Raw genomic sequence first — 22,792 nt, forward strand, 5'->3', positions numbered from 1 at the left:
CGGCGTCGACTTAGCTGAGAAGAATCACCACGATCATCAGTAGATTCATCGACGAAAATTGTAGTAACCAGGGGCGGCGCTTATGCCAGTAGGCACCTAAAGCTGCCAACGGCACCGATAAGCCAAGCCCAGCGAACGACAACGATCCAACAATCGCTCCTGTTAGGCCGCTGTTCGGGCCCCATGTAGTACCAGGTATCACCATTCCCTTTAATCCGACACCGATCAGAATGCCCAAAATGGCGCCAAACAATGTTAGTACGGCCCCTCGCAGGTCCGGCATCGGTCGCACATTGAGAATGCCATCCACAATCTCAGGTGTTGGAACCGCGCTGGGCTGCCACTGAATACGATTCAAACGTCGATCAAAACTATTGGTAATCAAGGCATTTCCTCCAAAACTCGTGGCAATCTCAACCGAAAATAATGTGGGCTAAAGACTTCCAAGCGGTGTTAACGAAGCATTAAGGCAAGCTTAAGGCAAAGTTAAAGTAGATCGGAACAAGCAGGCTTGTCAGCTGCCCCAGATTTTTTTCACGTAGTTCTGGGTCTCACGATAAGGGGGAATTCCGCCATATTTTTCAACCGCTTTTGGGCCTGCGTTGTAAGCCGCCAATGCCAACTTCCATGACCCAAATTTCTGATACTGGCGCGCCAAGTAGCGCGCACCTCCTTCGAGGTTTTGCTTTGGCTTTTCAGGATCGACCCCAAGTGCACGCGCCGTTGCCGGCATCAACTGCGCAAGCCCAATTGCACCTTTATGAGACTTCGCATTGGGGTTCCAATTGCTCTCCTGCTGTACCAACCGCAGAAACAAGTCTTCGGGTATGTCGTGCTGGCGCGCCGCCGCCCGAGCCATTTCCAAGTATTCCCCCCGGTATTTACCCTCATATGGCAGGCTACCCCATTTGGTCGGAGTATTGATGCTGGGAGGTTGCAGGCGTACCGAGTTGTTATATTGGCTTGCTGCGCGACCATCGAGCACTCTCGCATGGGAGGCAAAGAGATTTCTTTGGCTCTTGGTACTAAAAATATCAGCACTGGCCCCTTGTCCAACCGACAAAGACGCGATCACCATACCAACAGCCAGTTTGCGCATTAATCTCTACCTGCCCCGCCCACGTTTCTTGAGCGCAATATATAGAATTCACCTTAAATGAAAAGCGCACCGGCAAAACCTTGCTTGTGCCAACGTACATCGTCGTCCTGACACCGTAAGTTTTGGGGTGTTCATCCACAGATGTCTGCTTTTATCACCGACACTCGGCCTATACTGTGGCCAACAAGAGGTGCGACCAGATTCGCGCAAACAAGTATACAGCAACAAGGACACGTCTCTCATGGCCGGCTCAGTCAACAAAGTCATTCTCATCGGCAACCTGGGCCGCGACCCTGAAGTGCGCAGCTTTCAAAACGGCGGCAAAGTCTGCAACCTTCGCATTGCCACATCGGAGAACTGGAAAGACCGAAACACTGGCGAGCGTCGTGAAAAAACCGAATGGCACTCCGTAGCGATTTTCAGCGAAGGGCTTGTTCGCGTTGCAGAACAGTTTCTGCGTAAAGGTTCGAAAGTCTATATTGAAGGTCAGCTGCAAACGCGTAAATGGCAGGACCAATCTGGCCAGGACCGGTACTCGACCGAAGTCGTGCTGCAAGGGTTTGGTTCAACTCTGACCATGCTTGATGGTCGTGGCGAAGGCGGCGGTGGCGAAGGCGGCGGCAGTTATGGCGGTGGCAACTATGACAGCGGCCCCCAGGGCGGCGGCTACGATAGTGGACCAAAGAGTGGCGGTGGTGGATTTGGCGGTGGCCAGCAATCTGGACCGTCCCACAGTATAGATGACGACGAGATCCCGTTTTGAGGTTTACTGCAATTCGTTGGTAAACTCTCGCAAGTTTCAACAATAGATGAGAAGGGCTGGCATTTGTCAGCCCTTTTTGCTGTGTTCTACATTGGGACGTGCGCCGACAGCCCATACAAATCAGGAATTCTGTAGCCCACAACCAGCGGTGTTGAGCTTTGACCCGGTTCAACTCTTTCCGATTATCTGAACAAAAACCGCAATCTCAAATTGCGCCAGCACGCCGCATATGCAGACACTGTATCAATTTCGATCTTCTTTGTTCGTGAACTCCATGCAAAGGCCAAGTCAAATCTCCAAAAATAAACCTGATCTTAAATATGGAATTTCATACCATAGCTAACGTCTGAAGTGAGGAGATCAGTTTCATGGCAACCTATATTCTACATAGGCTTCCGATTAGCACTCGAATAGCGATGCTTGTTGCTATCCCGATGATACTGATCGTTGTGTTTGCGGTTTCCAGACTTCTTGACCTGTATGAACGGGCCCAGATCAACACTGCGGTAACCGGTGAGCTCGTTGAAACTATGAGTAACCTTGTTCATGGATTGCAAACTGAGCGTGGGATGAGTGCGACGTATATCGCTAACGACGACACCAGCGCTTCTCCCGAATTGTCAGAGATCAGAGCGGCAAACACCGAACTGACGCAATCGTTCAAGAGTGTCCTATCGGAAGTAGATACGAGCACTCTACATGACGAAACACTTGGCAAAGTCGACCAAGTAATTGCCTCCATCGGTCAATTGGACGTGGTTCGACAAAGCGTTGATCAGCAAGACGTTACCGTCCCGGAAATGGTGAGCTTTTATACCAATCTCAACAGCAATCTTGTGGATATTGGACTGGCAGCAGCCTTGACCATTGACGACAAAAACATCGCTGAGCAAGGAATGGCGATGTCGATATTCGTACTTTCAAAAGACTCAATTGGGTTGGAACGCGCAGTTGGCTCACTCGGATTTTCCGCAGTTTGGACCCCAAAACGAGTGCGAAAGCTAGCTATTGCGGCACAACGTACACAGGAACGTTTCCGCAGTTTCCAGAGCATTGCATCGGGACAAGCCTATGAGCAACTAAAGATCCTTCTGGAAAATGAAGACTACCAGAACATGATGACGATCCGAAACAACGTTCTGGCTCGCAACAAATCAGAAATCAAATCGATCACGCAAGAAATCTGGTCCGAAACAGCTACCGCTGCCTTGGCTGCAATGAAAGAGATGGAAAACGCGTTGATCTTGCAAATGCGCACAGACATGCAAGCCTTCGATGACGGCAATCGAAATGGATTCATTCAAAACCTTACTGGTTTGAGCGCGCTTGTAGCGATCATCCTAACCCTGTCCATCTTGGTTGCCCGAGATATCAGTCGGGGCCTATCAGGACTGAACAAAGCGCTCAAAGAACTTGGCGAATCAAACTTAGACATCGAAATTCCAGGCTCCAATCGTAAAGACCAGTTGGGTTCTATGGCGCGCAGCGTTGTGGTCCTGCGCGAAGGTGCCTTAGAAAAACGTACTGCCGACGCTGAAATGGAAAAAACGCGTCGTGATCAAACTTGGATGGCGCAGCAAGTGGGCAAAGCGCTATCCAGTTTGAACAGAAAGATGCTGACATATCGGATTGAGGAAGACTTCCCCGAAGACTTCAATACGCTTCGTTTGGATTTCAATGATTCTGCTCAAGCCTTAGAAACGGCGGTGATGTCGGTCAGCCAACTGGCGACCACTGTTGGAAAGGGCACTCAAGCCATTTCGACCAACACAACCAGTCTTGCGCAGCGAACTGAATCTCAAGCCAACGCGCTGGAACAAACCACTTCTGCTATGAATGAGTTGACGCAAAGCGTTCGCCAATCAGCCGAGAATGCGGATGAAGTGGAAAAAATTGCGCAAAATGCTCGTGCAGATGTGGCCAAGTGCAACACAGTTGTGAACGACACAGTGGAAGCCATGGAGGAAATACGGACTTCCTCTAGCGACATTTCAGCGATTACCAAAGTGATTGAGGACATCGCTTTCCAAACCAACCTTCTTGCACTCAATGCCGGTGTCGAAGCAGCTCGAGCAGGCGAAGCTGGGCGTGGTTTTGCAGTTGTAGCCAGCGAAGTCCGTGTCCTTGCGCAGCGATGCACGGATGCCGTCGGGCAGATCGACGAACTAACAAACCGCAGCTCTGGGCTGGTCGACAGAGGCGCTGATCTTGTTGGCCAAGCAGGCAACGCGATGGACAACGTCAACGACCAGGTGAGCAAAATCTCTGGTTTGATGGAGGAAATTGCGCAGGTGGTCAAAGAACAGGCTCACCAGTTGTCAGACATCAACGGCGCCGTTGGCGAACTGGAACAAGTTACCCAGAAAAATGCGAGTATGGTCGAAGAAACCACTGCAGCGTCCGTTCAGCTGTCACATCAAGCCGGAGAGCTGAACCAACTAATATCTCAATTTTCGGTTTCGGAGGAAACGGCCTTCTCATCAGATGATAATTGGTCTCAGGTCGCTTAGTAATCCGATACGTTACCGTTCCAGGGCATCCTGCAATACGGCCAGAACGGCCTCGGGTGGCACATCTGCGGTAACAAACGCCTCACCGATCCCCCTGGCGAGAATGAAGTTCAACCTCCCGGCGACAACTTTCTTGTCCTGCGCCATGAGCTCGACAAGCGTCGTCGCATCCGGTAATTCGCCAGAAATATCGCCAAGATCGGTCTTCATCCCCATTGCTTTAAGATGGGCACGTACACGACTTGGGTCTTCCTGACTACACAGCCCCATTCGCGCTGACAATTCAAAAGCCAGCGCACAGCCAATGGCCACGCCTTCACCGTGCAAAAGTCGGTCTGAATACCCGGTAGCAGCTTCCAGTGCGTGGCAAAATGTATGGCCCAGGTTCAACAGCGCCCGATCTCCCTGCTCGGTTTCGTCACGCGATACGATATCGGCCTTCATCTGAACCGAGCGTGTTACTGCCTCAACCCGTGTGGCCATATCACCTGCGGCCAAGGCTGGGCCATTTTGTTCCAGCCATTGAAAGAACCCAGCGTCCCCAAGCATTCCATATTTTACGACCTCGCCATATCCGGCCAGAAAATCACGCTGTGTCAAAGAGCCCAGAACATTCGTGTCAGCCAACACCAACGAAGGTTGATGAAAAGCGCCAATAAGGTTTTTACCCTGCGGCGCATTGATGCCAGTCTTCCCCCCAACCGAACTGTCGACCTGAGCCAGCAACGATGTCGGAATCTGGACAAAGCGCACACCTCGACGCAGTACAGCCGCTGCAAAACCGACCAGATCACCGATCACGCCACCGCCAAATGCAACGACGATATCTCCACGTTCGACTTTTTGCTCCAATAACCACTCAACGGTACGACTGAATTGTGGCCAGCCCTTTGTGGCTTCTCCTGCGGGCAAGGCCAGGATTTCCATTTCGATCCCAGCACTTGCAAATCCTGTGCGCAATGTTTCCAGATGCAACCCTGCTACATTTTCGTCACTGACCACGACAACCCGTTGGCGCGTTAGAAATGGGGTGACCCTTTCGCCGACCTGCTCCAACAGTCCCGGACCAATAACAACATCATAAGAGCGGTCTCCCAGATCAACGTGTACTGTCTTTTCCATCATTTCCATTCCAATACATCGGGTCGAGCTCGCAAAGACTGCAACACCCGGTCAACCATGGTTTCAATTGAAGCCCGTCCATCGGAAACCACTTGCAGATCGGCTAAGGCGTAAAGCGGCACCCGCGCGTCATAAAGCGATCGCAGCGTTGCATAAGGGTTCTCTGTACGCAGCAATGGACGAGTATCGCGGTGTTTCACCCGGTTCCATAGCACCTGTAGGTCTGCTTGAAGCCAGACAGAAACACCGCCGTTAGTTATGATCCGTCGATTTTCTTCCGACAAAAAGGCGCCGCCACCAGTAGACAGAACACCGCGTTCTTTTTCCAACAATCTGCTGATAATTTGGCGTTCTTTTTGGCGAAAAAAGGGTTCACCATCGCGCGCAAATATCTCGGGAATCGTCAGATTGGCGGCAGATTCGATTTCATGGTCACTGTCCAGGAACGGCACATTCAACCGTGCGGCCAATGCCCGGCCCACAGCAGTCTTCCCTGCCCCCATCATGCCTACCATTACAATGGTTTTTTTCAGCTGTCCGGGAACGAGGTCCGCTATCTCAGATCTAGGTTTTTGCTCATTTTCGCTCATTCTCTAGTGAATGACGTGATCTTGTTGAAAAGGCCATATATAACTTGAGCAAAACACCAAGAAGAGGGGCAGAGAGATTGCTATGGGTCGAATATTCAAGTACCTGTTTATTATCGTTATTTTATGCGGAATTGGGCTAATTGCCTATGCATATGTTGGGCCTTGGTTTGGGGCAGATTTTAGTGCGCCGACGGCAGAAGTACGAAAACCGGTGATTTTGGATGCCAATTAAGCAGGCCCTCCTGCCACTGGTTGCAGTGTTTTGCCTTGCCACCGGTGCGGTTGTTGCTGATCCACTGTCGGCTATCGGTTGGCTGCAGCAAACGACAACAACCAACAATCTGCCGGGTACAGTGTTGCTGGAGCCTCCGGTAACCGGTTCAGCATTGCAGCCACAGGTTATTGTGACCCCGCTGGAAGCACTGGTGACACCAGTAGGACTGGTGTCACCCTCCGCAACAGGGTTGCCAGTTGATCTATGGCGTGGAAGCAGACCTAGCACCCTCTCCCGACTGATTGGCCAAATTTCTGTACAAGACAACCCGGCAATGCAATCGCTCTTGTTTACGTTACTATTGTCAGAGACCCGTCCCCCTAGTGGGACTGGGGATCAGCTCTTGTTGGCACGGCTCGACCGGCTGATGCAGCTGGGAGCAACGGACCCAGCCCAGGCACTTGCCGAACAAGCAGGTCCAGCCCAAAGCATCGCACGTTTTCAGCGCTGGTTTGATGCTACTCTGTTGACTGGCGACGAGGATCGCGCCTGCGCAGCCCTAACTGCAAAGCCCTATTTGTCGCCAAAGTATGAAGCTCGTATTTTCTGTGCAGCACGTCGCGGCGACTGGCAAACTGCAGCGCTTACTCTGGAGGCTGTACATGCACTAGATTTGCTGCCCAAAGCCCAAATGGACTTATTAGATCGCTTTTTGAGCCCAGACGTTTTTGAACTGGCACCGCCCCTACCCCGTCCGCAACATCCAGATCCTCTCACATTCCGCCTGTTTGAAACCATAGGTGAACGACTGCCCACTGCGCCTTTACCTCGCGCTTTTTCGGCTGCAGATCTGCGAGATGTTGCTGGTTGGAAGGCTCAATTAGAGGCCGCAGAACGACTTACACGCATCAGCGCGTTGAATCCGAATCAACTGTTGGGGCTCTACACGGATCGACTACCTGCCGCATCCGGTGGTATTTGGGACCGGGTTGCTGCCTTACAGCGTTTTGAAACAGCTTTAAATACAACCAGCCCAGATGCAGTGGCAAAAACCTTGCCCGGCGTCTGGCAAGCGATGTCAGAAGCCCGCATTGAAGTTGCCTTTGCTGATCTGTTCTCAGAGCAGCTTTCCAAGATCCAACTTAGTGGTGACGTCGCTGACCTGGCCTGGCGCGTTCGGTTGCTATCACCGTCATATGAGACGGCAGCTTTAACTCTGCCACAAGACAGCCGTAAAAATCGGTTTCTTTCTGCATTGGCAAAGGGAACGCCAAATCGCGTTGCTGCCACCTCAGCGCTAGAACAGGCCATTGAAGACGGATTTTCCGAAGAAGCCTCTCCACCTGACGACTTGCAACGCTTGTTGGAAAGCGGCCAGTTGGGCGAAGCCATTTTGAACAGTATGTTTTTGTTTGAACAAGGCGCAGCTGGAAATCTGTCAGATCTAAGCGCAGCCCTTACCACCTTTAGGGCCATCGGACTGGAAGACACAGCACGGCGCGCTGCCTTACAGTTGATGCTGTTGGATCGAGGCTAACATGGCTCCACGAGATGTTTATCAATGGATATCCACTTTTCTGGATGCTCAGGCAGCCGAACTGGGGGCTTCACGCAATACACTGTTAGCCTACGGTAGGGATCTCAAAGATTTCGCCGCATGGATGGAGCGCACCAACATTGATATTGCAACAACCACACGTGAAGACATCGAGGCCTATTTAATTGACTGTGATGCACAAGGGTTAGCAAAATCTACCCGCGCCCGGCGGTTGTCAGCTGTCAAACAAATCTATCGGTTTGCATTTGAAGAGGGCTGGCGCAGTGATAATCCCGCAGTTCAGATCCGCGGTCCAGGCCGGGAAAAACGTCTGCCGAAAACGTTGGAAGTGATTGAAGTAGACCGGCTCTTAAATGCGGCGCGCCAAACTGGCCGCACCCAATCAGACAGATTGCGCAACACTTGCCTGATGGAACTTCTCTACGCCACAGGTATGCGGGTAACCGAACTTGTCTCCTTGCCTGTCTCAGCCGCGCGCGGTGATCCACGTATGCTGTTGATCAGCGGCAAAGGTGGAAAAGAACGCATGGTACCTTTATCTCCACCTGCTCGTGAAGCACTGGCTGCTTGGCTGATTGATCGGGATGACGCAAATGATGAAAGGACGAGCAAAGGACAAGCCAGCTCTCCCTTTTTGTTCCCGTCACGAGGCAAGGCTGGCCACTTCACCCGACACTGGTTCTACCAGTTGATCAAAGAACTGGCTGTGACTGGAGGCATCGCTCCAGAAAAGGTTACGCCACATACGCTGCGCCATGCCTTTGCCACTCACCTACTGGCCAATGGCGCTGATTTGAGAGCGATTCAGACCTTGTTGGGGCATTCTGATATTGCGACAACCGAAATTTACACCCACGTGTTAGATGCCCGGCTTAGCGAACTGGTGCTTCAACATCACCCACTAGCGCAAAACGAAGACGATGATACAGATCCATAGCGCTTGAATACTCTCTTACCGCCCCCCATAACCTTACCCTGTATCGAATAAACTTGGATCTTACATGGACACCCCATCGACCGTTCTGGACAGCGCTTTTTGGATTAGTGCTAGCATCATTCTTTTGCTGTTGGTGCTTTCCGCCTTCTTCTCGGGCTCCGAGACCGCTTTGACAGCGGCTTCACGGGGTAAGTTACGATCGCAGGCAGACAAAGGGTCCCGAGGGGCACAAAGAGCGCTGAACGTTACTGACGACACAGAGCGTTTGATCGGTTCAGTGCTACTGGGCAATAACCTCGTCAACATTTTAGCGGCCTCCCTTGCGACCGCCATGTTCACCCGAGCATTTGGTGAAAGTGGTGTCGCAGTGGCCACATTGGTGATGACATTGCTGGTGCTGGTGTTTGCCGAAGTCCTGCCCAAAACCTATGCTATATCAAACGCAGAAAAGGCAGCAGCGCGGGTTGCACCAATTATTGCAGTGCTGGTCACGGTGCTAGCGCCATTTGTCAGTGCAGTAAGGTTGCTTGTACGCGGTGTCCTTCAGCTTTTTGGAGTTAAAATTGACCCCAACAGCAACGTTCTTGCAGTTCGGGAAGAGATTGCAGGAGCTTTGCAACTTGGTCACTCTGAAGGTGTTGTCGAAAAAGAAGACCGAGACCGAATTCTGGGCGCACTGGACTTGTCTGAACGGGCGGTGGACGAAATCATGTTGCACCGCTCCAAGATCGAAATGATCGATGCGGCAAATGACCCCCATGCAGTATTGGAACAATGCCTTAATTCCCCCTATACACGTTTGCCGCTATTCCGGGACGAGCCTGAAAACATTATTGGAGTTGTCCACGCCAAAGACCTATTGCGCGAGATGTACACCAAGATTGGCGGCCCGGAAGGGGACGCAGCTGCCCTTCGCGATTTTCAGATTTCTGGTGTCGCCAAGCCTCCTTACTTTATTCCTGAAACAACGACGCTAGACGACCAAATGCGCCAGTTCCTACGACAAAGAGCGCATTTTGCGTTGGTCGTAGATGAATACGGATCGTTGCAGGGGTTAATAACCCTAGAGGACATATTGGAAGAAATCGTTGGTGAGATCACCGACGAATTTGACACGGCAACCGAAACGCCTGTTGAGAAAACTGCAGATGGCAATTTTCTGGTAGATGGTGCCATGACTATCCGGGACTTGAACCGCGCAACCGAATGGACTCTCCCGGACGACGAAGCGAACACCGTAGCGGGTCTGGTCATTCACGAGGCGCAGATGATTCCCACCATAGGTCAGGTCTTTTCGTTTCATGGGTTTCGTTTCGAAGTGACCGACCGGGCCGGAAATAGGGTTACTGGAATTAAAATTCGTCCCCTGTTGTGACAGGGGCCCGACCTACTTCGAGAAGCTGCTCGTAAATTGAGTGCAAAAGCTGTGCTGGCCACTTGCGCCACCTGTTATGGTTCGCGCTAAGAAGGCTATCATCCAATACAAATTGGTAGCCTTCCCAACTTCGATGGCAGCCCTACTAGTAATGTTGTTCCTGATCCACACATACCTTTTCACACTCCTGACCGAACTACAGTTTTCGCTTTAGATCCTTTGGCGACATGGGTGGTCGTTTTTTGATTGGATTACTGTTCACATATGTCCAGAATATCCAAAGGAGACATTTTGGGGAGATTAGGGATGAAAACCACCACGCGAGTGGCCGTCATTGGCGGTGGAGTTGTCGGCTGTTCGGTTCTTTACCACCTGACAAAACTGGGCTGGTCAGATGTCGTGCTGCTTGAACGGTCGGAGCTGACCTCCGGATCAACATGGCATGCAGCTGGTGGTTTTCACACATTGAACGGTGACACCAACATGGCGGCGCTGCAGGGGTATACGATCAAACTGTACCGTGAGCTGGAAGAAATCACCGGCATGTCCTGTGGTTTACATCATGTGGGCGGCATCACACTAGCAGACAATCAGGAACGCTTTGACATGCTCAAGGCAGAACGTGCCAAACATCGGTTCATGGGGTTGGAAACTGAAATTGTCACCCCCGAAGAGATTAAGAAGTTCGCACCAGTCACAAACACAGATGGCATTCTTGGTGGCCTCTACGATCCATTGGATGGCCACCTAGACCCTTCGGGCACCACCCATGCCTATGCCAAAGCTGCACGCCTCGGCGGAGCAACAATCGAAACGCATTGCAAAGTGATCGAGACCAACCAACGTGCAGATGGGACTTGGGATGTGGTCACTGACAAAGGGACAATTCACGCCGAACACGTGGTCAACGCAGGTGGGCTTTGGGCGCGTGAAGTTGGCGCAATGGCCGGGGTCTATTTCCCTCTTCACCCAATGGAGCACCAGTACATCGTCACCGACGAGGTGCCAATGATTGCAGATATCATCGACGCTGGAGGCGAACATCCACATGTGATGGACCCGGCCGGAGAAAGTTACCTACGACAAGAGGGACGTGGTCTGTGTATCGGGTTTTATGAACAACCCTGTAAACCTTGGGCTGTGGATGGCACACCTTGGGATTTCGGGCATGAACTACTGCAGGATGATTTTGATAAGATTGAAGACTCAATTGCCTTTGCTTACAAACGGTTTCCTGCGCTGGAAACGGCTGGGGTAAAATCTGTGATCCACGGCCCTTTCACCTTTGCACCTGACGGAAACCCATTGGTTGGCCCTGTTCCCGGAATGCGAAACTATTGGTCCGCCTGCGCTGTAATGGCCGGCTTTAGCCAAGGGGGTGGCGTTGGTCTGATGCTGGCGCAATGGATGGTCGAAGGCGAAACGGAACGTGACACATTTGCGATGGACTGTGCACGTTTTGGTGACTGGATTACCCCCGGCTATACCCGTCCCAAGGTGATTGAAAACTACCAGACACGCTTCTCCGTGTCTTATCCAAACGAAGAACTGCCAGCGGCGCGTCCATTTCGCACCACACCTATGTACGACATCTTTGAAGGCATGGGGGCCGTTTGGGGGGCACAGTATGGGCTTGAGGTCGCCAACTATTTCGCAGCTGGAGACGAACCACGCTACGAGACGCCCAGCTTCCGTCGCTCTAATGCATTTGACGCCGCCGCCCGTGAAGTTGCAGCTGTCCGAAATGCAGTAGGTATTAACGAACTGCACAATTTTGGAAAATATCGCGTAACTGGCGCAAATGCCCGGACGTGGCTTGATCGGATCATGGCTGGTCGGATGCCCAAAGTTGGCCGCCTGTCTCTGACGCCTATGCTCTCAGCCAGAGGTCGGTTGATAGGCGATTTCACGATCTCTTGCCTGAATGAGGAAGAATTCCAACTGACAGCGTCTTACGGATCTCAGGCCTATCACTGGCGCTGGTTCCTGAAGAACCTTGATGACGGGGTGAACATCGAAAATATATCGGATACCCGCAGCGGATTTCAAATTGCAGGTCCAAAAGCGCGCGACGTCTTACAGGTCTGCACCCGTCAGGACATCTCGGATATGAAATTTATGGATGTGCGCCAGCTTAGCGTCGGCATGGCGGACTGTATCGTACAACGTGTCAGTTACACCGGGGACTTGGGATATGAAATATTCTGCGACCTACCCAGCCTGCGCGCGCTTTGGTCTGTGTTGTGGAGGGAAGGACAACCTCTGGGAATGAAACCCTTTGGCATGCGGGCAATGATGAGCCTTCGTTTGGACAAGTTTTTTGGCTCTTGGCTCCGAGAGTACTCACCAGACTACACAGCTGCTGAGACTGGATTAGACCGTTTTATTTCGTTCAAAAAAGACACTCCATTCATCGGCCGCGCGGCGGCTGAGGCCGAGCGAGATGCAGGCCCTGCGCGTAAGCTTTGCGCGTTTGAAGTAAGTGTGGATGATGCTGACGTAGTGGCTTATGAACCGATCTGGCTGGACGGCAAGGTTGTTGGGTTCTGTACGTCTGGCGGATATTCACATCACGCAGAAAAATCGATCGCGCTTGGTTTTGTTCCGGTTGGGAACGTAGTCGAAGGGCTGAAGGTTGAAATTGAAGTTCTTGGGAAAATGCATCCTGCGGTATTGATATCCGCCCCACTGTTCGATGCAGATGGGTCGCGGATGCGCGGTTAGCGCCGAAAACAAATGAGTTAGCGCTTTTGCCTCAGACGAAGCGCTAACTCGATTCACCCTTCCAAATTCCGATAACCTCTGGCTCAAAGGCAATTAGTTGCCCTAGATGCCTGTGCCGGAGTAGTCCAGTCTCTGCGCCCCGCCCTTACTGGAGACAAATCATGAGCCAACTTGCCATCCTATTGCTGGCCGCGGGATCCTCCAGCCGAATGGCCCCTCGTGACAAGTTAATGGAGAAGGTGAACGGCCAACCGTTGTTGGGCCTGATGAGCCACCGCGCAATGCAAACAGGGTTGTCCAGTTTTGTGACGATCCCGTCCCACAGCCATCCACGAGCTGCACACGTTGGCAACGCCATCCCAATTGAAGTTCCCGACGCTGCAGAGGGTATGGGGATCTCAATACGTACAGGTATCGCCGCTCTTCCGAAAACGATCGGGGCAGTGTTGATCCTGCCCGCAGATATGCCTGAAATTGAAACTCAAGACCTTTTACACATGGCAAAACAGTACAGTAGCGATGATCCACAAATTCTGCGCGCCTGTACCATTGATGGCACCCCCGGTCATCCGGTCCTCTTCCCTCGCCACTATTTCGAAGAATTACTAACGCTCAGCGGCGACTCTGGTGCCCGCTCGGTCCTAAAAAACCAACCTGTAAAACTGGTGACCTTACCCGGAATGCGCGCCGTGACGGATCTTGACACCCCCGAGGCCTGGACAATCTGGCGCGCCAACAAGAACTAGTTCTCAGATGACTCTCAAATCAAAAAGGCAGGGCTAAAACAGCCCTGCCTTTTCCATTTCTATAGTTGCACAATGATCAGTGCACCAGCAGGCGCGCCTCGTGCTTTTTCAGTGACCGGCGCGCAGCGGGGTAGGCCGCTTTGCCTTTTTGCGTCTTCAGCTCTGGGAACAGCTCAAGCAATTCATCGCGCTGGGACTTGTCCAACCCACGCAGGGTCATATCACCAGGCTGGAAGCTTTCGGTCCAAGCGCCATCCGACAACACAACTTCGTGCTGGTCGAACATGAAGTGAATATATGACACTTCCGATGTTTCAACAGCATCCACACCAGTCAAACCTGTCAGGTGTTTAGCAGCAACCAAAACTTCACGGTCCTCAAAGTAAAGTGCCGTCTTGTTGTTCGCGACCAGAACACGGTGGTTTGGACTGACCATCATATCACGCTCTGGCAGACCGTTGCCCAAGGCGCCCTGACGGATCAATACAGGCTGAAGATGTGCCCCACCAGAAAGCTCGTCGCTCGACAAATCCCGCCGACCCAACCAACGGATTTCTTGAATGCCGTTGTCGCGCGTAATCACCCGGTCACCCGCTTTCAGATCCTCAACCTTGCGCTCACCCTTGGGTGTCGCAATCAAAGTTCCCGGAGTGAAACAAGGAAGAACCACAGTTTCGATTTCATGGAACTCAGTTGTCCCAGTTTCATCACCGTCAGAGTTGAAGAATGTAACGACACCACTTTCAGGATCACCCACATCGTAGGTAACAGTGAGTGTGCCGCCCGGATTCACTGCTTCTGCGGCTCCGGTCAGGTCCAGAACATCTACGTCCAGGCCGTCATCGTCTTCACCACCATAGATGACTTCCCCTTGGCCAATATTGACAAAACTGTCGTCGCCATCCTGCCCAAACATAAGGTCGCCGCCATCTTCGGCGTCATCACTGCTACCTGAGATGGTATCATTACCGTCCCCACCGGCCAGAATGTCACGACCAGCGCCACCATCCAACCAGTCGTCTCCGGTACCACCGTCAATGGCATCGTTGCCCTGCATGCCATAGAGATCATCGTCATCGGCGCCACCAAAAATGACATCCGTACCGAAATGGCCCTCAACAGTGTCATTGCCTGCACCTGCAACGATGACATCTTGTTCATCCACAAGAGGTGCAACAGCATCATCATTGTCAACCATGTCCCCTTCAGGGTCACCGGTATATGCTAGGTCGATCAGATCATCGCCACTGGTGCCTTCAACAACGCCATCTATGCTTAGCGCGCCTGGACCTGAAGAGGGGTCTTCCAGCACCGCATTTGTACTTGCAGTTCCGACAACATACACGTTCTCAATTTCAGAGAACTCAGCAGTACCGGCTTCTGTCAGATCGTCATTGTAATAAGTAATGGTTCCGGATTCAGAGGACGGATCGCCGCCATCATAATTCACCGTTGCCAAGCCGGTTGCAATTGCGGCGTCATTGTCATCGCCGCCTTCACCACCAACAATTGTATCGCCAATACCAACACCAATGATGTCCGCATCGTCGCCACCCATCACAAGGTCGGCACCCTGACCACCCAGCAACACGTCATCTCCGGCACCACCGGACAGTTCATCTTCGTCGATACCACCAAAAAGGGTATCGTCACCGGCACCACCGCTGAGTGTGTCATCATCGTCCTGACCATAGATCAGATCATTACCTTCGCCGCCGTCGATCACATCCATACCGTTGGTCTGGTCTGGATCCACAGGATCCCCACTCGAACCATCGTCAAGGATATTCAGAACGTCAGGAAATGCAGGATCCAGGCCACCATAAATGGTGTCATTGCCAGCATCACCTTGGATACTGTCAGCACCTTCGCCGCCGACGATATAGTCGTTATCTGCTCCACCAGAAATCGTATCGTCGTCGATGCCGCCATCGATGCTGTCATCACCAGTGCCGCCAGTGATGTAATCTGCATCATCGCCAGTTGTGATGGTGTCATTCCCCGCACCACCGTCCACGGTGTCCATATCATCGGTGGTATCACCGTCAGCGGGAATGGGCGGAATAGTTACCGAAGAACTGACATAACCAGGGAAACCGCGATCTGGTAAGGGAATTGCGCCACCACCTGACGTGTCGATGATATCATCTCCGTCGCCACCATCAACACTGTCGGAGCCTTCGCCACCTGTTACGTCGTCATTGCCGCCACCAGCAATAATGATGTCGTCGCCATCGCCACCATCAATCGTATCGTCACCGGGAACGATCTCCGAAGTCTCGTTGGTTGCATCAAAATAGACATCCGAAATCAACGTGCCGGAATTTCCGTGGCCAACCTGTTCATGGTCAATGACCAAGCGCGAAATCGGACCAGGGATCGTAACCAGTAGTGAAATATCAGCGTTATCAGCGCTGGCATATCCGCCATTTGCGGTAGCGGTGTCATTTCCTGCAACGCTATCCGTATCAGACAGTGTCACGGCAGGACCGCCAGCCAGATTTACAACAACTGGATCACCGTTTGCATCAAAAGCAGTAACCTGGACAACACCATCACCGTCAATGTCATTGATCCGGAATGAAACATTTTCTACAGGTGCAGAGAAATCCAACTGATAGCCTGCGCCATTGCCATCACCATTGGTCAAAGAAGACAAACCACTGCTGTCTTCTACCGGGTTGCCGTCACCGTCAACATTTCCGACAAATTGGGTGGTATCCGTAAACTCAGTCTCAACTCCCGGATCCTCGTTTAAAACTGAGAAATCGACGGTTACCGAGCCAGTATCCTGACTGAATCCACCGCTCAAGTCGTCTTCGTCGTCAACCTCGCCACCATCATCTGGATCTGGTGCGCGATCCCATTCAAATACCTGACGGCTGGTCGGCTGTACCCCCGGCGCATCGGTGTCAGCTTCGATGACATCATCGCCTTCTCCGCCGTTCAACACATCAGAGCCAGATCCACCATGGATAGTGTCATCCCCAACACCAGCCTCGACCGTGTCATCCCCGGCACCTGCATTTACCAGATCATCATTCGGCTCATCCGCTGGATTGATCGCATCGTCGTTGTCAATCATGTCGCCTTCTGGATCGCCAGTATAAGCCACGTCGATAAGGTCATCACCCTCGCTGCCCTCGACAATGCCGTCTAGGCCGCTTTCAGGTGTAACCACGTCATCATCCAAAACGGCCAGATAGTCGATTGCACCGTTGAAGTTCTGGTCAAACTCACCTTCTACAGTCTCGCGACTACCAATGGCAAAGCTCTGTTCATCATCACCAGTCAGATCGAGTGTTAGATTATTTACATCACTGCCCACTACGGTGGAGGTACCTTGAGTGGTGTTTTCAACACTCATAACCACGCCATCTGTGCTCCAAGCGTAGGAGACTTTTACGATATCGCCACTGCTAAAAAAGCTTGGGTCGGTGGTCAACAACGCCGAATTTGCACCGTCAACGTGATAAACTTCTACTGAACCGTCACTGGTAACACGGACTTCCATAAAATCGGTGTCCGGATCCTGATCTTCTGCGCCAGCAAGCCCACGGCTCATAACTGTTTGAGGATCGCCAGTTGGCAGCTCATATGGTCGAAACGCCGTGACAATCGTTCCTTCGCTCAGATCGAATGCAGCGTCATCGCCGTCATCAACGTCCATGCGAGAACCATCACCGTTTCCAAGCATCCAGCCACCGGCGAAACTTGGCCCATTTGCTGGCGTGCCATCTTGGGCAATCCCATCACCCAGACCACTATCATCGTTCTCATATCCATCGCGGAAATCCCACAAACCAACGACATTGGCCGAAAACGGGTTGTCAAAGTTATTCGCCATCACACTCTCCTTCTCGGCACACCCACGCACCACACCGCAAAACTGCGGAAAAATTCCATTCCATCAGAAAAGCAGGGCACGATCGGAAACTAGCACTTGCAATTAGGACAAAGTGAGAACGCCAAGTATTAAAGACCCGGCTACACAAGTGCTTTTTAGCACCGATGTATCTATTTTTGGTATCCACGCAGCGGCAGCCACTCTGTAACCAAACAGTTCTCAGGCATCGTCCCGATGCAAAAAGTGCAGTCGCCCCCACGACCAGCAGACTTCTCCCCCCAAAATGGGCTGTTCTATCAATACCCCATGCCCGTAGCCCAACAATGAAAAAAATTGACGTATTTTGCAGTCGACAGCCCAAAGACTTGAATTTGGGACTCTCAATCCGCCCAAACTCAAGGTGAATTGTTTCCTAATCATACAAGAACACAGTGCCGAACTTGCCAATAACAACTGAAAATACTCCTTTCGGTTCGAAATTCATCGTTGGAACCCAAAAATTGTTTCCAGATTAGATACAATCATAAAGGCTCTTTAACGAAAATTCAGTCAGATCCATCATCCCACAATTTCGCCCCCCAATGGCTGCTTTTGGAACCAATCCCCCTGAACACGGCTAATTGTAGATAGATATGTAGCGTAGATCCACCATTTCAACTCGAATCGAAGCGGCTCGTTAAACAACAATCTCGCTTAACAACCACATATGATCCCAAACATAAAAAGGCCCCCACGCGAATGGAGGCCATGTTTGTATCGAGAAAAATTGCTTAGAAATCCACGTCCAAAGCGACGCCTTTTTCCACCGCTAAATCGACAACTGCTGCTGCAACCGCAAGATCTTGCAAACCAACCCCTGTGCCATCGAATAGCGTCACTTCATCATCTGTGCTTCGGCCTGCGTGTTTGCCGTTAATGACAGACCCTATCTGTGTAATTTCCGTTTCAAGCTTACGACCATTGGCAACGGCGTGCTGGCACTCACCTAGTGAAATGGATTGTGCTATCTCATCCGTAAAGACCGTCGCGCGCGCAACCAAAGCTGCATCGACTTCTTGCTTACCTACTGTGTCGGTTCCCATACAGGCTATATGGGTGCCGCCAGTGACCTGTGAATCCATGAGAATTGGATCAAAGGACGAAGTGATTGTGATGATTACATCCGACTCGTCTCCCAATTGGTCCAGTTCAACCACTTCAAACGGCAGGCCAACCTCTCGGGCGACAGTTTCCAGATTGACCAGATATTCTGGATGAAGATTCCACCCGATGATCTTTTCAAACTCTCGTTGTTCCACTGCTGCACGTACTTGAAACGCAGACTGGTGTCCGGCTCCAATCATGCCCAATACCTTTGAGTTTTTTGGCGCAAGGTGCTTGATCGATACAGCGCTGGCAGCAGCGGTACGCAAGGCGGTCAAGACGTTGCCCCCGACCACTGCGCGACATTGCCCGGTATCTGCATCAAACAAAAAAACCGTCGATTGATGGTTTGTAAGACCTTTGTCGGCATTGCCGGGCCAATACCCACCCGATTTCAAGCCCAAATTCAGGCCTGCCCGGTCAAAGCCTGATTTAAATCCATACAGTGCATCTGCATGGCCAATCGACTCACGGATTACAGGGAAATTGTAAGCTGCATCATTGGCCATCGACGCAAAAACCTTTTCAACCGCGTCGAAACTGTCTTCACGGGTTACAAGCCCGGCAATTTCTCGTTCAGGAACGATTATCATAGATGTATCCTTTGATCAGAAAATTGGGGCCAACAGCCGTAAACGCCTAGCCAGCCCCGCTAACCTTCCGGGGAGGTGTTAGTAAGCTTTACCGCGTGCGGATACTGGCCAAAGAGTTTCGACCTTGCCATCGCGCACACCAACGTACCAATCGTGCACGTTACAGGTTGGATCGCAGTGACCGGGGACCAGCCGCAATTTGTCGTTCACTTTCAAAACGCCATCTGGATCACCGATTACACCGTGCTCATCCGAGCATTTAAGGTACTCTACGTCGTCACGGCCGTAGATAAACGGTAGCCCAGAGTCCATTGACTGCGCTTTAAGGCCCGCATCACAAATCGCCTTGTCTGCTTTGGTATGTGACATCACCGAGGTCAGGATAAACAGGGCGTTCTCCCACTCGCCCTGATCAATGCGCGTACCATTTCGATCAAGGATCCGCCCATAATCGGCATCCATAAAGGCATAAGAGCCACATTGGAGTTCATTATACACGCCGGAGTTGCTCTCGAAATAGTACGACCCGGTCCCGCCACCAGAAACCAGCTCGCAGGTTATCCCTTCAGCTTTCAACCCAGCGACGGCGTCTTCGACCAGATCGATTGCAATATCCAATTTTGCTTTGCGATCATCATAGCTGTCCATATGCTGCATCGCCCCCTGGTAAGCCTGAATACCAGTGAAATTCAGCCCCTCGGCGGCTTGAATAGCCTTGGCTATGACAACAACATCTTTGGTCGAATTTACACCACAGCGACCTGCGCCACAGTCGATCTCAATCAGACAATCCAATTTGGTTCCGTGTTTTTGAACAGCAGCTGACAACCCGTCGACATTGGCCAAATCATCAACACAGACAAGAATCCGAGAACCCAGTTTTGGCAACTGTGCCAAACGGTCCATTTTCAACGGATCGCGAACCTGGTTGGAGACCAAGACATCTTTGATCCCACCGCGAACAAAGACTTCGGCCTCGGAAACCTTTTGACAGCAGACACCAACAGCGCCACCCAATTGTTCTTGAAGCTTGGCCACATCCACAGATTTGTGCATCTTGCCATGCACCCGGTGTCGCATGCCATGTGCAGCAGCATAATCACCCATCTTCTTAATATTACGCTCCAACGCATCCAGATCCAGAACCAGACAGGGCGTCTGTATATCTGTCTCATCCATTCCCGGCAGCGCAGGTACGTCATAGCCGACAACTAGGTCATTGATGTTTGTTTGTATGTTCATTTGTGTATCTCCCAGATCAGCTGTTCATCCAGGGCAGCTTGTCTAAATCGACATTGCCGCCTGTGATAATGACGCCCAGACGTTTGCCTGCAAAGCGGTCCTTGTTCTTCAAAATGGTTGCCAGCGGAACAGCGCTGGAGGGCTCAACCACAATTTTCATCCGCACCCAAATCAGCCGCATCGCATCAATGATTTCTTGTTCGCCCGCAGTCAGAATGTCGCTGACGTTGTTGGCGACAAAATGCCATGTCAGATCCTTTAGGGGCACTTTCAGCCCGTCAGCCACAGTCACGGGCGCATCATCAGCGATGATATGGCCAGCCTTGAAACTACGATACGCATCATCAGCTTGCTCGGGTTCAGCTGCAATCACCGCCACATCCGGTGCTTTATGTGACAGGGTTAGACATGTTCCAGAGATCATGCCGCCGCCGCCAATTGGAGCAACAACAGCATTGAGCCCGTCGACCTGTTCTACCAATTCAAACGAGCACGTCCCCTGCCCTGCAATCACCCGCGGATCGTTATAGGGATGCACAAAATCCGCGCCGGTGCGGTCTTGTACCTCCGCAAACACCGCCTCGCGACTGCTGGTCGAGGGTTCACATTCGGTGATTTTGCCACCATAGCCAATCACCGCATCCTTTTTAGCCTGCGGCGCACTATGCGGCATCACCACATGGCAGGGAATGCCACGTCGGCCCGCCGCATAGCTTAAGCTCAGTGCGTGATTGCCACTGGAATGGGTGGCAACACCCCGTTTTGCCTGTTCGTCATTTAGGCCAAACACCGCGTTTGACGCCCCGCGCACCTTAAAGGCAGCCGCTTTTTGAAAATTCTCGCACTTGAAGAACAGCTCTGCTCCGGTCAACCCGTTCAGAAAGCTGGACGTCAAAACCGGCGTGTGATGCACATAGGGTTTTATACGCGCCCTTGCTGCTAGCATGTCGTCATAGGTTGGGATCAACATAGGTGCGTCCTTACTTATGCAGCTGCGAGGGCGGGCTGGCGCGTGGTGGCACGATAGGATTCCTGTGCAGCCGCCACACCGGCCCCCAATGTGATATCCAGTCCCAAATCTGCCATACACATCTCAGCGGTGGCGATTCCAGATAGTGTCATCACATCGGTTAGCGAACCAAGATGGCCAATGCGAAACACCTTGCCCGCAACCTCTCCAAGACCAACGCCGAAGGCGACCCCATAAATATCAGCAGCGTGGGTAACGATACGTGTGGCATCAAACCCTTCTGGCGTTCGGATCGCACTCACCGTGTCCGAGTAAAGCTCTGGAGAATGGGCACAAAGCTGCAATCCCCAAGCATCCACCGCTGCGCGAACCCCATTGGCAATCCGACGATGGCGGGAAAAGACATTCTCCAGCCCCTCATCAAGTAGCATTTCAACTGATTGCTTCAACCCGTTCAGCAGGCCGACGGCCGGTGTATAGGGGTAGGCATTGTTGGCATAGCCAGCCGCCATATCGCGGATGTCAAAAAAGGTGCGCGGCAATTTTGCTTTTTCAACCAAGGCCATAGCTTTGGGCGAAATTCCAACAATTGCCAGACCCGCAGGCAACATAAACCCCTTCTGTGAGCCAGTGATAGCAACATCAACGCCCCATTCATCCATGCGGAAATCCATCGAGCCAATCGAAGAGACCCCATCAACATAAAGTAGCGCCGGATGCCCAGCCGAATCCAATGCGCGGCGTACAGCGGCAATGTCTGACTTCACCCCTGTTGCGGTCTCATTATGTGTGGCCAAAACCACTTTGATCTCATGACCAGTATCTGCTGTCAGTATTTCCTCGTAACGGTCAGCCGGCAGGCCCGCTCCCCAAGGAGTTTCAACAACTTCGACGTTCAGCCCGTGGCGATTACACATGTCAATCCAGCGGTGGCTGAACATACCATTACGCGCAGCTAAAACCTTGTCACCTGCAGACAGCGTATTTGTCAGAGCCGTTTCCCAGCCGCCAGTTCCTGTCGAAGGAAAAACAAAAATTTCCGCCGTTTGGCTTTTGAGAACCTGTTTTACGCCTTCGAGCGCTGGGTGCAGGATATCACCAAATAAGGACGAACGGTGATCCAGAGTTGGCATATCACAGGCCTTGCGAAGCACCTCTGGCATGTTGGTCGGACCCGGAATGAAAACTGGGTTTTGAAAGCTCACGTTGTTGCCCTCCTGTGGCGTTTGAGACAACTGTAGCCGCCAGTTTAACGCAGGCCAATTTTTTTGAAAAAAGATTTCACTATGAACAAGAAGGGAATTATCGTATAAATTTCAAAAGGTTACATTTTTTCATTGACTGAAATACTCTTTCAAA

General features: G+C 51.8%; 16 protein-coding genes. 7 read left to right on the forward strand and 9 right to left on the reverse strand.

The window, feature by feature from the left end; genetic code table 11:
* Positions 1-10: 10 nt before the first annotated feature.
* Both FEE96_RS11270 and FEE96_RS11275 read right to left on the reverse strand, forming a co-directional pair.
* Positions 11-385, reverse strand: coding sequence for a hypothetical protein (locus FEE96_RS11270; protein WP_138163152.1), 375 nt, complete (start codon positions 383-385; stop codon positions 11-13).
* A gap of 129 nt (positions 386-514) precedes the next feature.
* Positions 515-1,099, reverse strand: coding sequence for a lytic transglycosylase domain-containing protein (locus FEE96_RS11275; protein WP_138163153.1), 585 nt, complete (start codon positions 1,097-1,099; stop codon positions 515-517).
* Positions 1,100-1,340: 241 nt separating this feature from the next.
* Here FEE96_RS11275 and ssb point away from each other — a divergent pair, with 241 nt between their 5' ends.
* Both ssb and FEE96_RS11285 read left to right on the forward strand, forming a co-directional pair.
* Entirely contained in the window at positions 1,341-1,862 is a 522-nt protein-coding gene (gene ssb / locus FEE96_RS11280) for a single-stranded DNA-binding protein (RefSeq protein WP_138163154.1), read from the forward strand.
* Between the two features lie 368 nt (positions 1,863-2,230).
* A complete protein-coding gene (locus FEE96_RS11285; protein ID WP_138163155.1) occupies positions 2,231-4,372 on the forward strand; it encodes a methyl-accepting chemotaxis protein in 2,142 nt (713 codons plus the stop codon).
* 12 nt (positions 4,373-4,384) lie between these two features.
* On the opposite strand, the gene aroB is transcribed toward FEE96_RS11285, so the two are convergent.
* Complete coding sequence (gene aroB, locus FEE96_RS11290; RefSeq protein ID WP_138163156.1) at positions 4,385-5,494, reverse strand: 3-dehydroquinate synthase; 1,110 nt, start codon at positions 5,492-5,494, stop codon at positions 4,385-4,387.
* Positions 5,494-6,084, reverse strand: a complete 591-nt coding sequence (locus FEE96_RS11295) for a shikimate kinase (protein WP_138163157.1) — start codon at positions 6,082-6,084, stop codon at positions 5,494-5,496. Before FEE96_RS11295 ends, aroB begins: the two co-directional genes overlap by 1 nt.
* Before the next feature lie 221 nt (positions 6,085-6,305).
* On the opposite strand from FEE96_RS11295, the gene FEE96_RS11300 reads away from it, so the two are divergent.
* From FEE96_RS11300 to FEE96_RS11320, 5 genes are all read left to right on the forward strand, one after another.
* Positions 6,306-7,835: a hypothetical protein gene (locus tag FEE96_RS11300; RefSeq protein ID WP_138163158.1), complete on the forward strand. Its 1,530-nt coding sequence runs from the start codon at positions 6,306-6,308 to the stop codon at positions 7,833-7,835.
* Position 7,836: 1 nt separating this feature from the next.
* Positions 7,837-8,793, forward strand: a complete 957-nt coding sequence (locus FEE96_RS11305; protein WP_138163159.1) for a site-specific tyrosine recombinase XerD — start codon at positions 7,837-7,839, stop codon at positions 8,791-8,793.
* A gap of 64 nt (positions 8,794-8,857) precedes the next feature.
* Positions 8,858-10,168 carry an HlyC/CorC family transporter gene (locus FEE96_RS11310; protein WP_138163160.1) on the forward strand — a complete coding sequence of 437 codons (1,311 nt, stop codon included), beginning with the start codon at positions 8,858-8,860 and terminating at the stop codon, positions 10,166-10,168.
* Between the two features lie 306 nt (positions 10,169-10,474).
* Complete coding sequence (locus FEE96_RS11315) at positions 10,475-12,892, forward strand: GcvT family protein (protein ID WP_138163161.1); 2,418 nt, start codon at positions 10,475-10,477, stop codon at positions 12,890-12,892.
* A gap of 161 nt (positions 12,893-13,053) precedes the next feature.
* On the forward strand, positions 13,054-13,638 hold the full coding sequence (locus FEE96_RS11320; RefSeq protein ID WP_138163162.1) for a nucleotidyltransferase family protein: 585 nt from the start codon (positions 13,054-13,056) through the stop codon (positions 13,636-13,638).
* A 76-nt stretch (positions 13,639-13,714) separates the two neighbouring features.
* Here FEE96_RS11320 and FEE96_RS11325 read toward each other — a convergent pair whose 3' ends face one another.
* From FEE96_RS11325 to bhcA, 5 genes are all read right to left on the reverse strand, one after another.
* Positions 13,715-17,485 (reverse strand): Hint domain-containing protein, encoded by a 3,771-nt coding sequence (locus FEE96_RS11325; RefSeq protein WP_246079413.1) that lies wholly within the window; start codon positions 17,483-17,485, stop codon positions 13,715-13,717.
* Between the two features lie 770 nt (positions 17,486-18,255).
* Positions 18,256-19,221: an iminosuccinate reductase BhcD gene (gene bhcD, locus FEE96_RS11330; RefSeq protein ID WP_138163163.1), complete on the reverse strand. Its 966-nt coding sequence runs from the start codon at positions 19,219-19,221 to the stop codon at positions 18,256-18,258.
* Positions 19,222-19,299: 78 nt separating this feature from the next.
* A complete protein-coding gene (bhcC, locus tag FEE96_RS11335) occupies positions 19,300-20,463 on the reverse strand; it encodes a 3-hydroxy-D-aspartate aldolase BhcC (protein ID WP_138163164.1) in 1,164 nt (387 codons plus the stop codon).
* A 16-nt stretch (positions 20,464-20,479) separates the two neighbouring features.
* Positions 20,480-21,433: a beta-hydroxyaspartate dehydratase BhcB gene (gene bhcB / locus FEE96_RS11340; protein WP_138163165.1), complete on the reverse strand. Its 954-nt coding sequence runs from the start codon at positions 21,431-21,433 to the stop codon at positions 20,480-20,482.
* A gap of 14 nt (positions 21,434-21,447) precedes the next feature.
* Complete coding sequence (gene bhcA, locus FEE96_RS11345; protein ID WP_138163166.1) at positions 21,448-22,638, reverse strand: L-aspartate--glyoxylate aminotransferase BhcA; 1,191 nt, start codon at positions 22,636-22,638, stop codon at positions 21,448-21,450.
* Positions 22,639-22,792 lie beyond the last annotated feature (154 nt).

The organism is Parasedimentitalea maritima, assembly GCF_005771405.1.
Classification (GTDB): domain Bacteria; phylum Pseudomonadota; class Alphaproteobacteria; order Rhodobacterales; family Rhodobacteraceae; genus Parasedimentitalea; species Parasedimentitalea maritima.

What these genes read in the sequence shown, in the direction of transcription:
- FEE96_RS11310 (WP_138163160.1), top strand. Translation starts at nt 8,858, where the DNA reads ATGGACACCCCATCGACCGTTCTGGACAGCGCTTTTTGGATTAGTGCT.
- ssb (WP_138163154.1), top strand. Translation starts at nt 1,341, where the DNA reads ATGGCCGGCTCAGTCAACAAAGTCATTCTCATCGGCAACCTGGGCCGC.
- FEE96_RS11285 (WP_138163155.1), top strand. Translation starts at nt 2,231, where the DNA reads ATGGCAACCTATATTCTACATAGGCTTCCGATTAGCACTCGAATAGCG.
- FEE96_RS11305 (WP_138163159.1), top strand. Translation starts at nt 7,837, where the DNA reads ATGGCTCCACGAGATGTTTATCAATGGATATCCACTTTTCTGGATGCT.
- FEE96_RS11320 (WP_138163162.1), top strand. Translation starts at nt 13,054, where the DNA reads ATGAGCCAACTTGCCATCCTATTGCTGGCCGCGGGATCCTCCAGCCGA.
- FEE96_RS11325 (WP_246079413.1), bottom strand. Translation starts at nt 17,485, where the DNA reads ATGGCGAATAACTTTGACAACCCGTTTTCGGCCAATGTCGTTGGTTTG.
- bhcC (WP_138163164.1), bottom strand. Translation starts at nt 20,463, where the DNA reads ATGAACATACAAACAAACATCAATGACCTAGTTGTCGGCTATGACGTA.
- aroB (WP_138163156.1), bottom strand. Translation starts at nt 5,494, where the DNA reads ATGGAAAAGACAGTACACGTTGATCTGGGAGACCGCTCTTATGATGTT.
- FEE96_RS11295 (WP_138163157.1), bottom strand. Translation starts at nt 6,084, where the DNA reads ATGAGCGAAAATGAGCAAAAACCTAGATCTGAGATAGCGGACCTCGTT.
- bhcD (WP_138163163.1), bottom strand. Translation starts at nt 19,221, where the DNA reads ATGATAATCGTTCCTGAACGAGAAATTGCCGGGCTTGTAACCCGTGAA.
- FEE96_RS11300 (WP_138163158.1), top strand. Translation starts at nt 6,306, where the DNA reads ATGCCAATTAAGCAGGCCCTCCTGCCACTGGTTGCAGTGTTTTGCCTT.
- FEE96_RS11275 (WP_138163153.1), bottom strand. Translation starts at nt 1,099, where the DNA reads ATGCGCAAACTGGCTGTTGGTATGGTGATCGCGTCTTTGTCGGTTGGA.
- FEE96_RS11315 (WP_138163161.1), top strand. Translation starts at nt 10,475, where the DNA reads ATGAAAACCACCACGCGAGTGGCCGTCATTGGCGGTGGAGTTGTCGGC.
- bhcB (WP_138163165.1), bottom strand. Translation starts at nt 21,433, where the DNA reads ATGTTGATCCCAACCTATGACGACATGCTAGCAGCAAGGGCGCGTATA.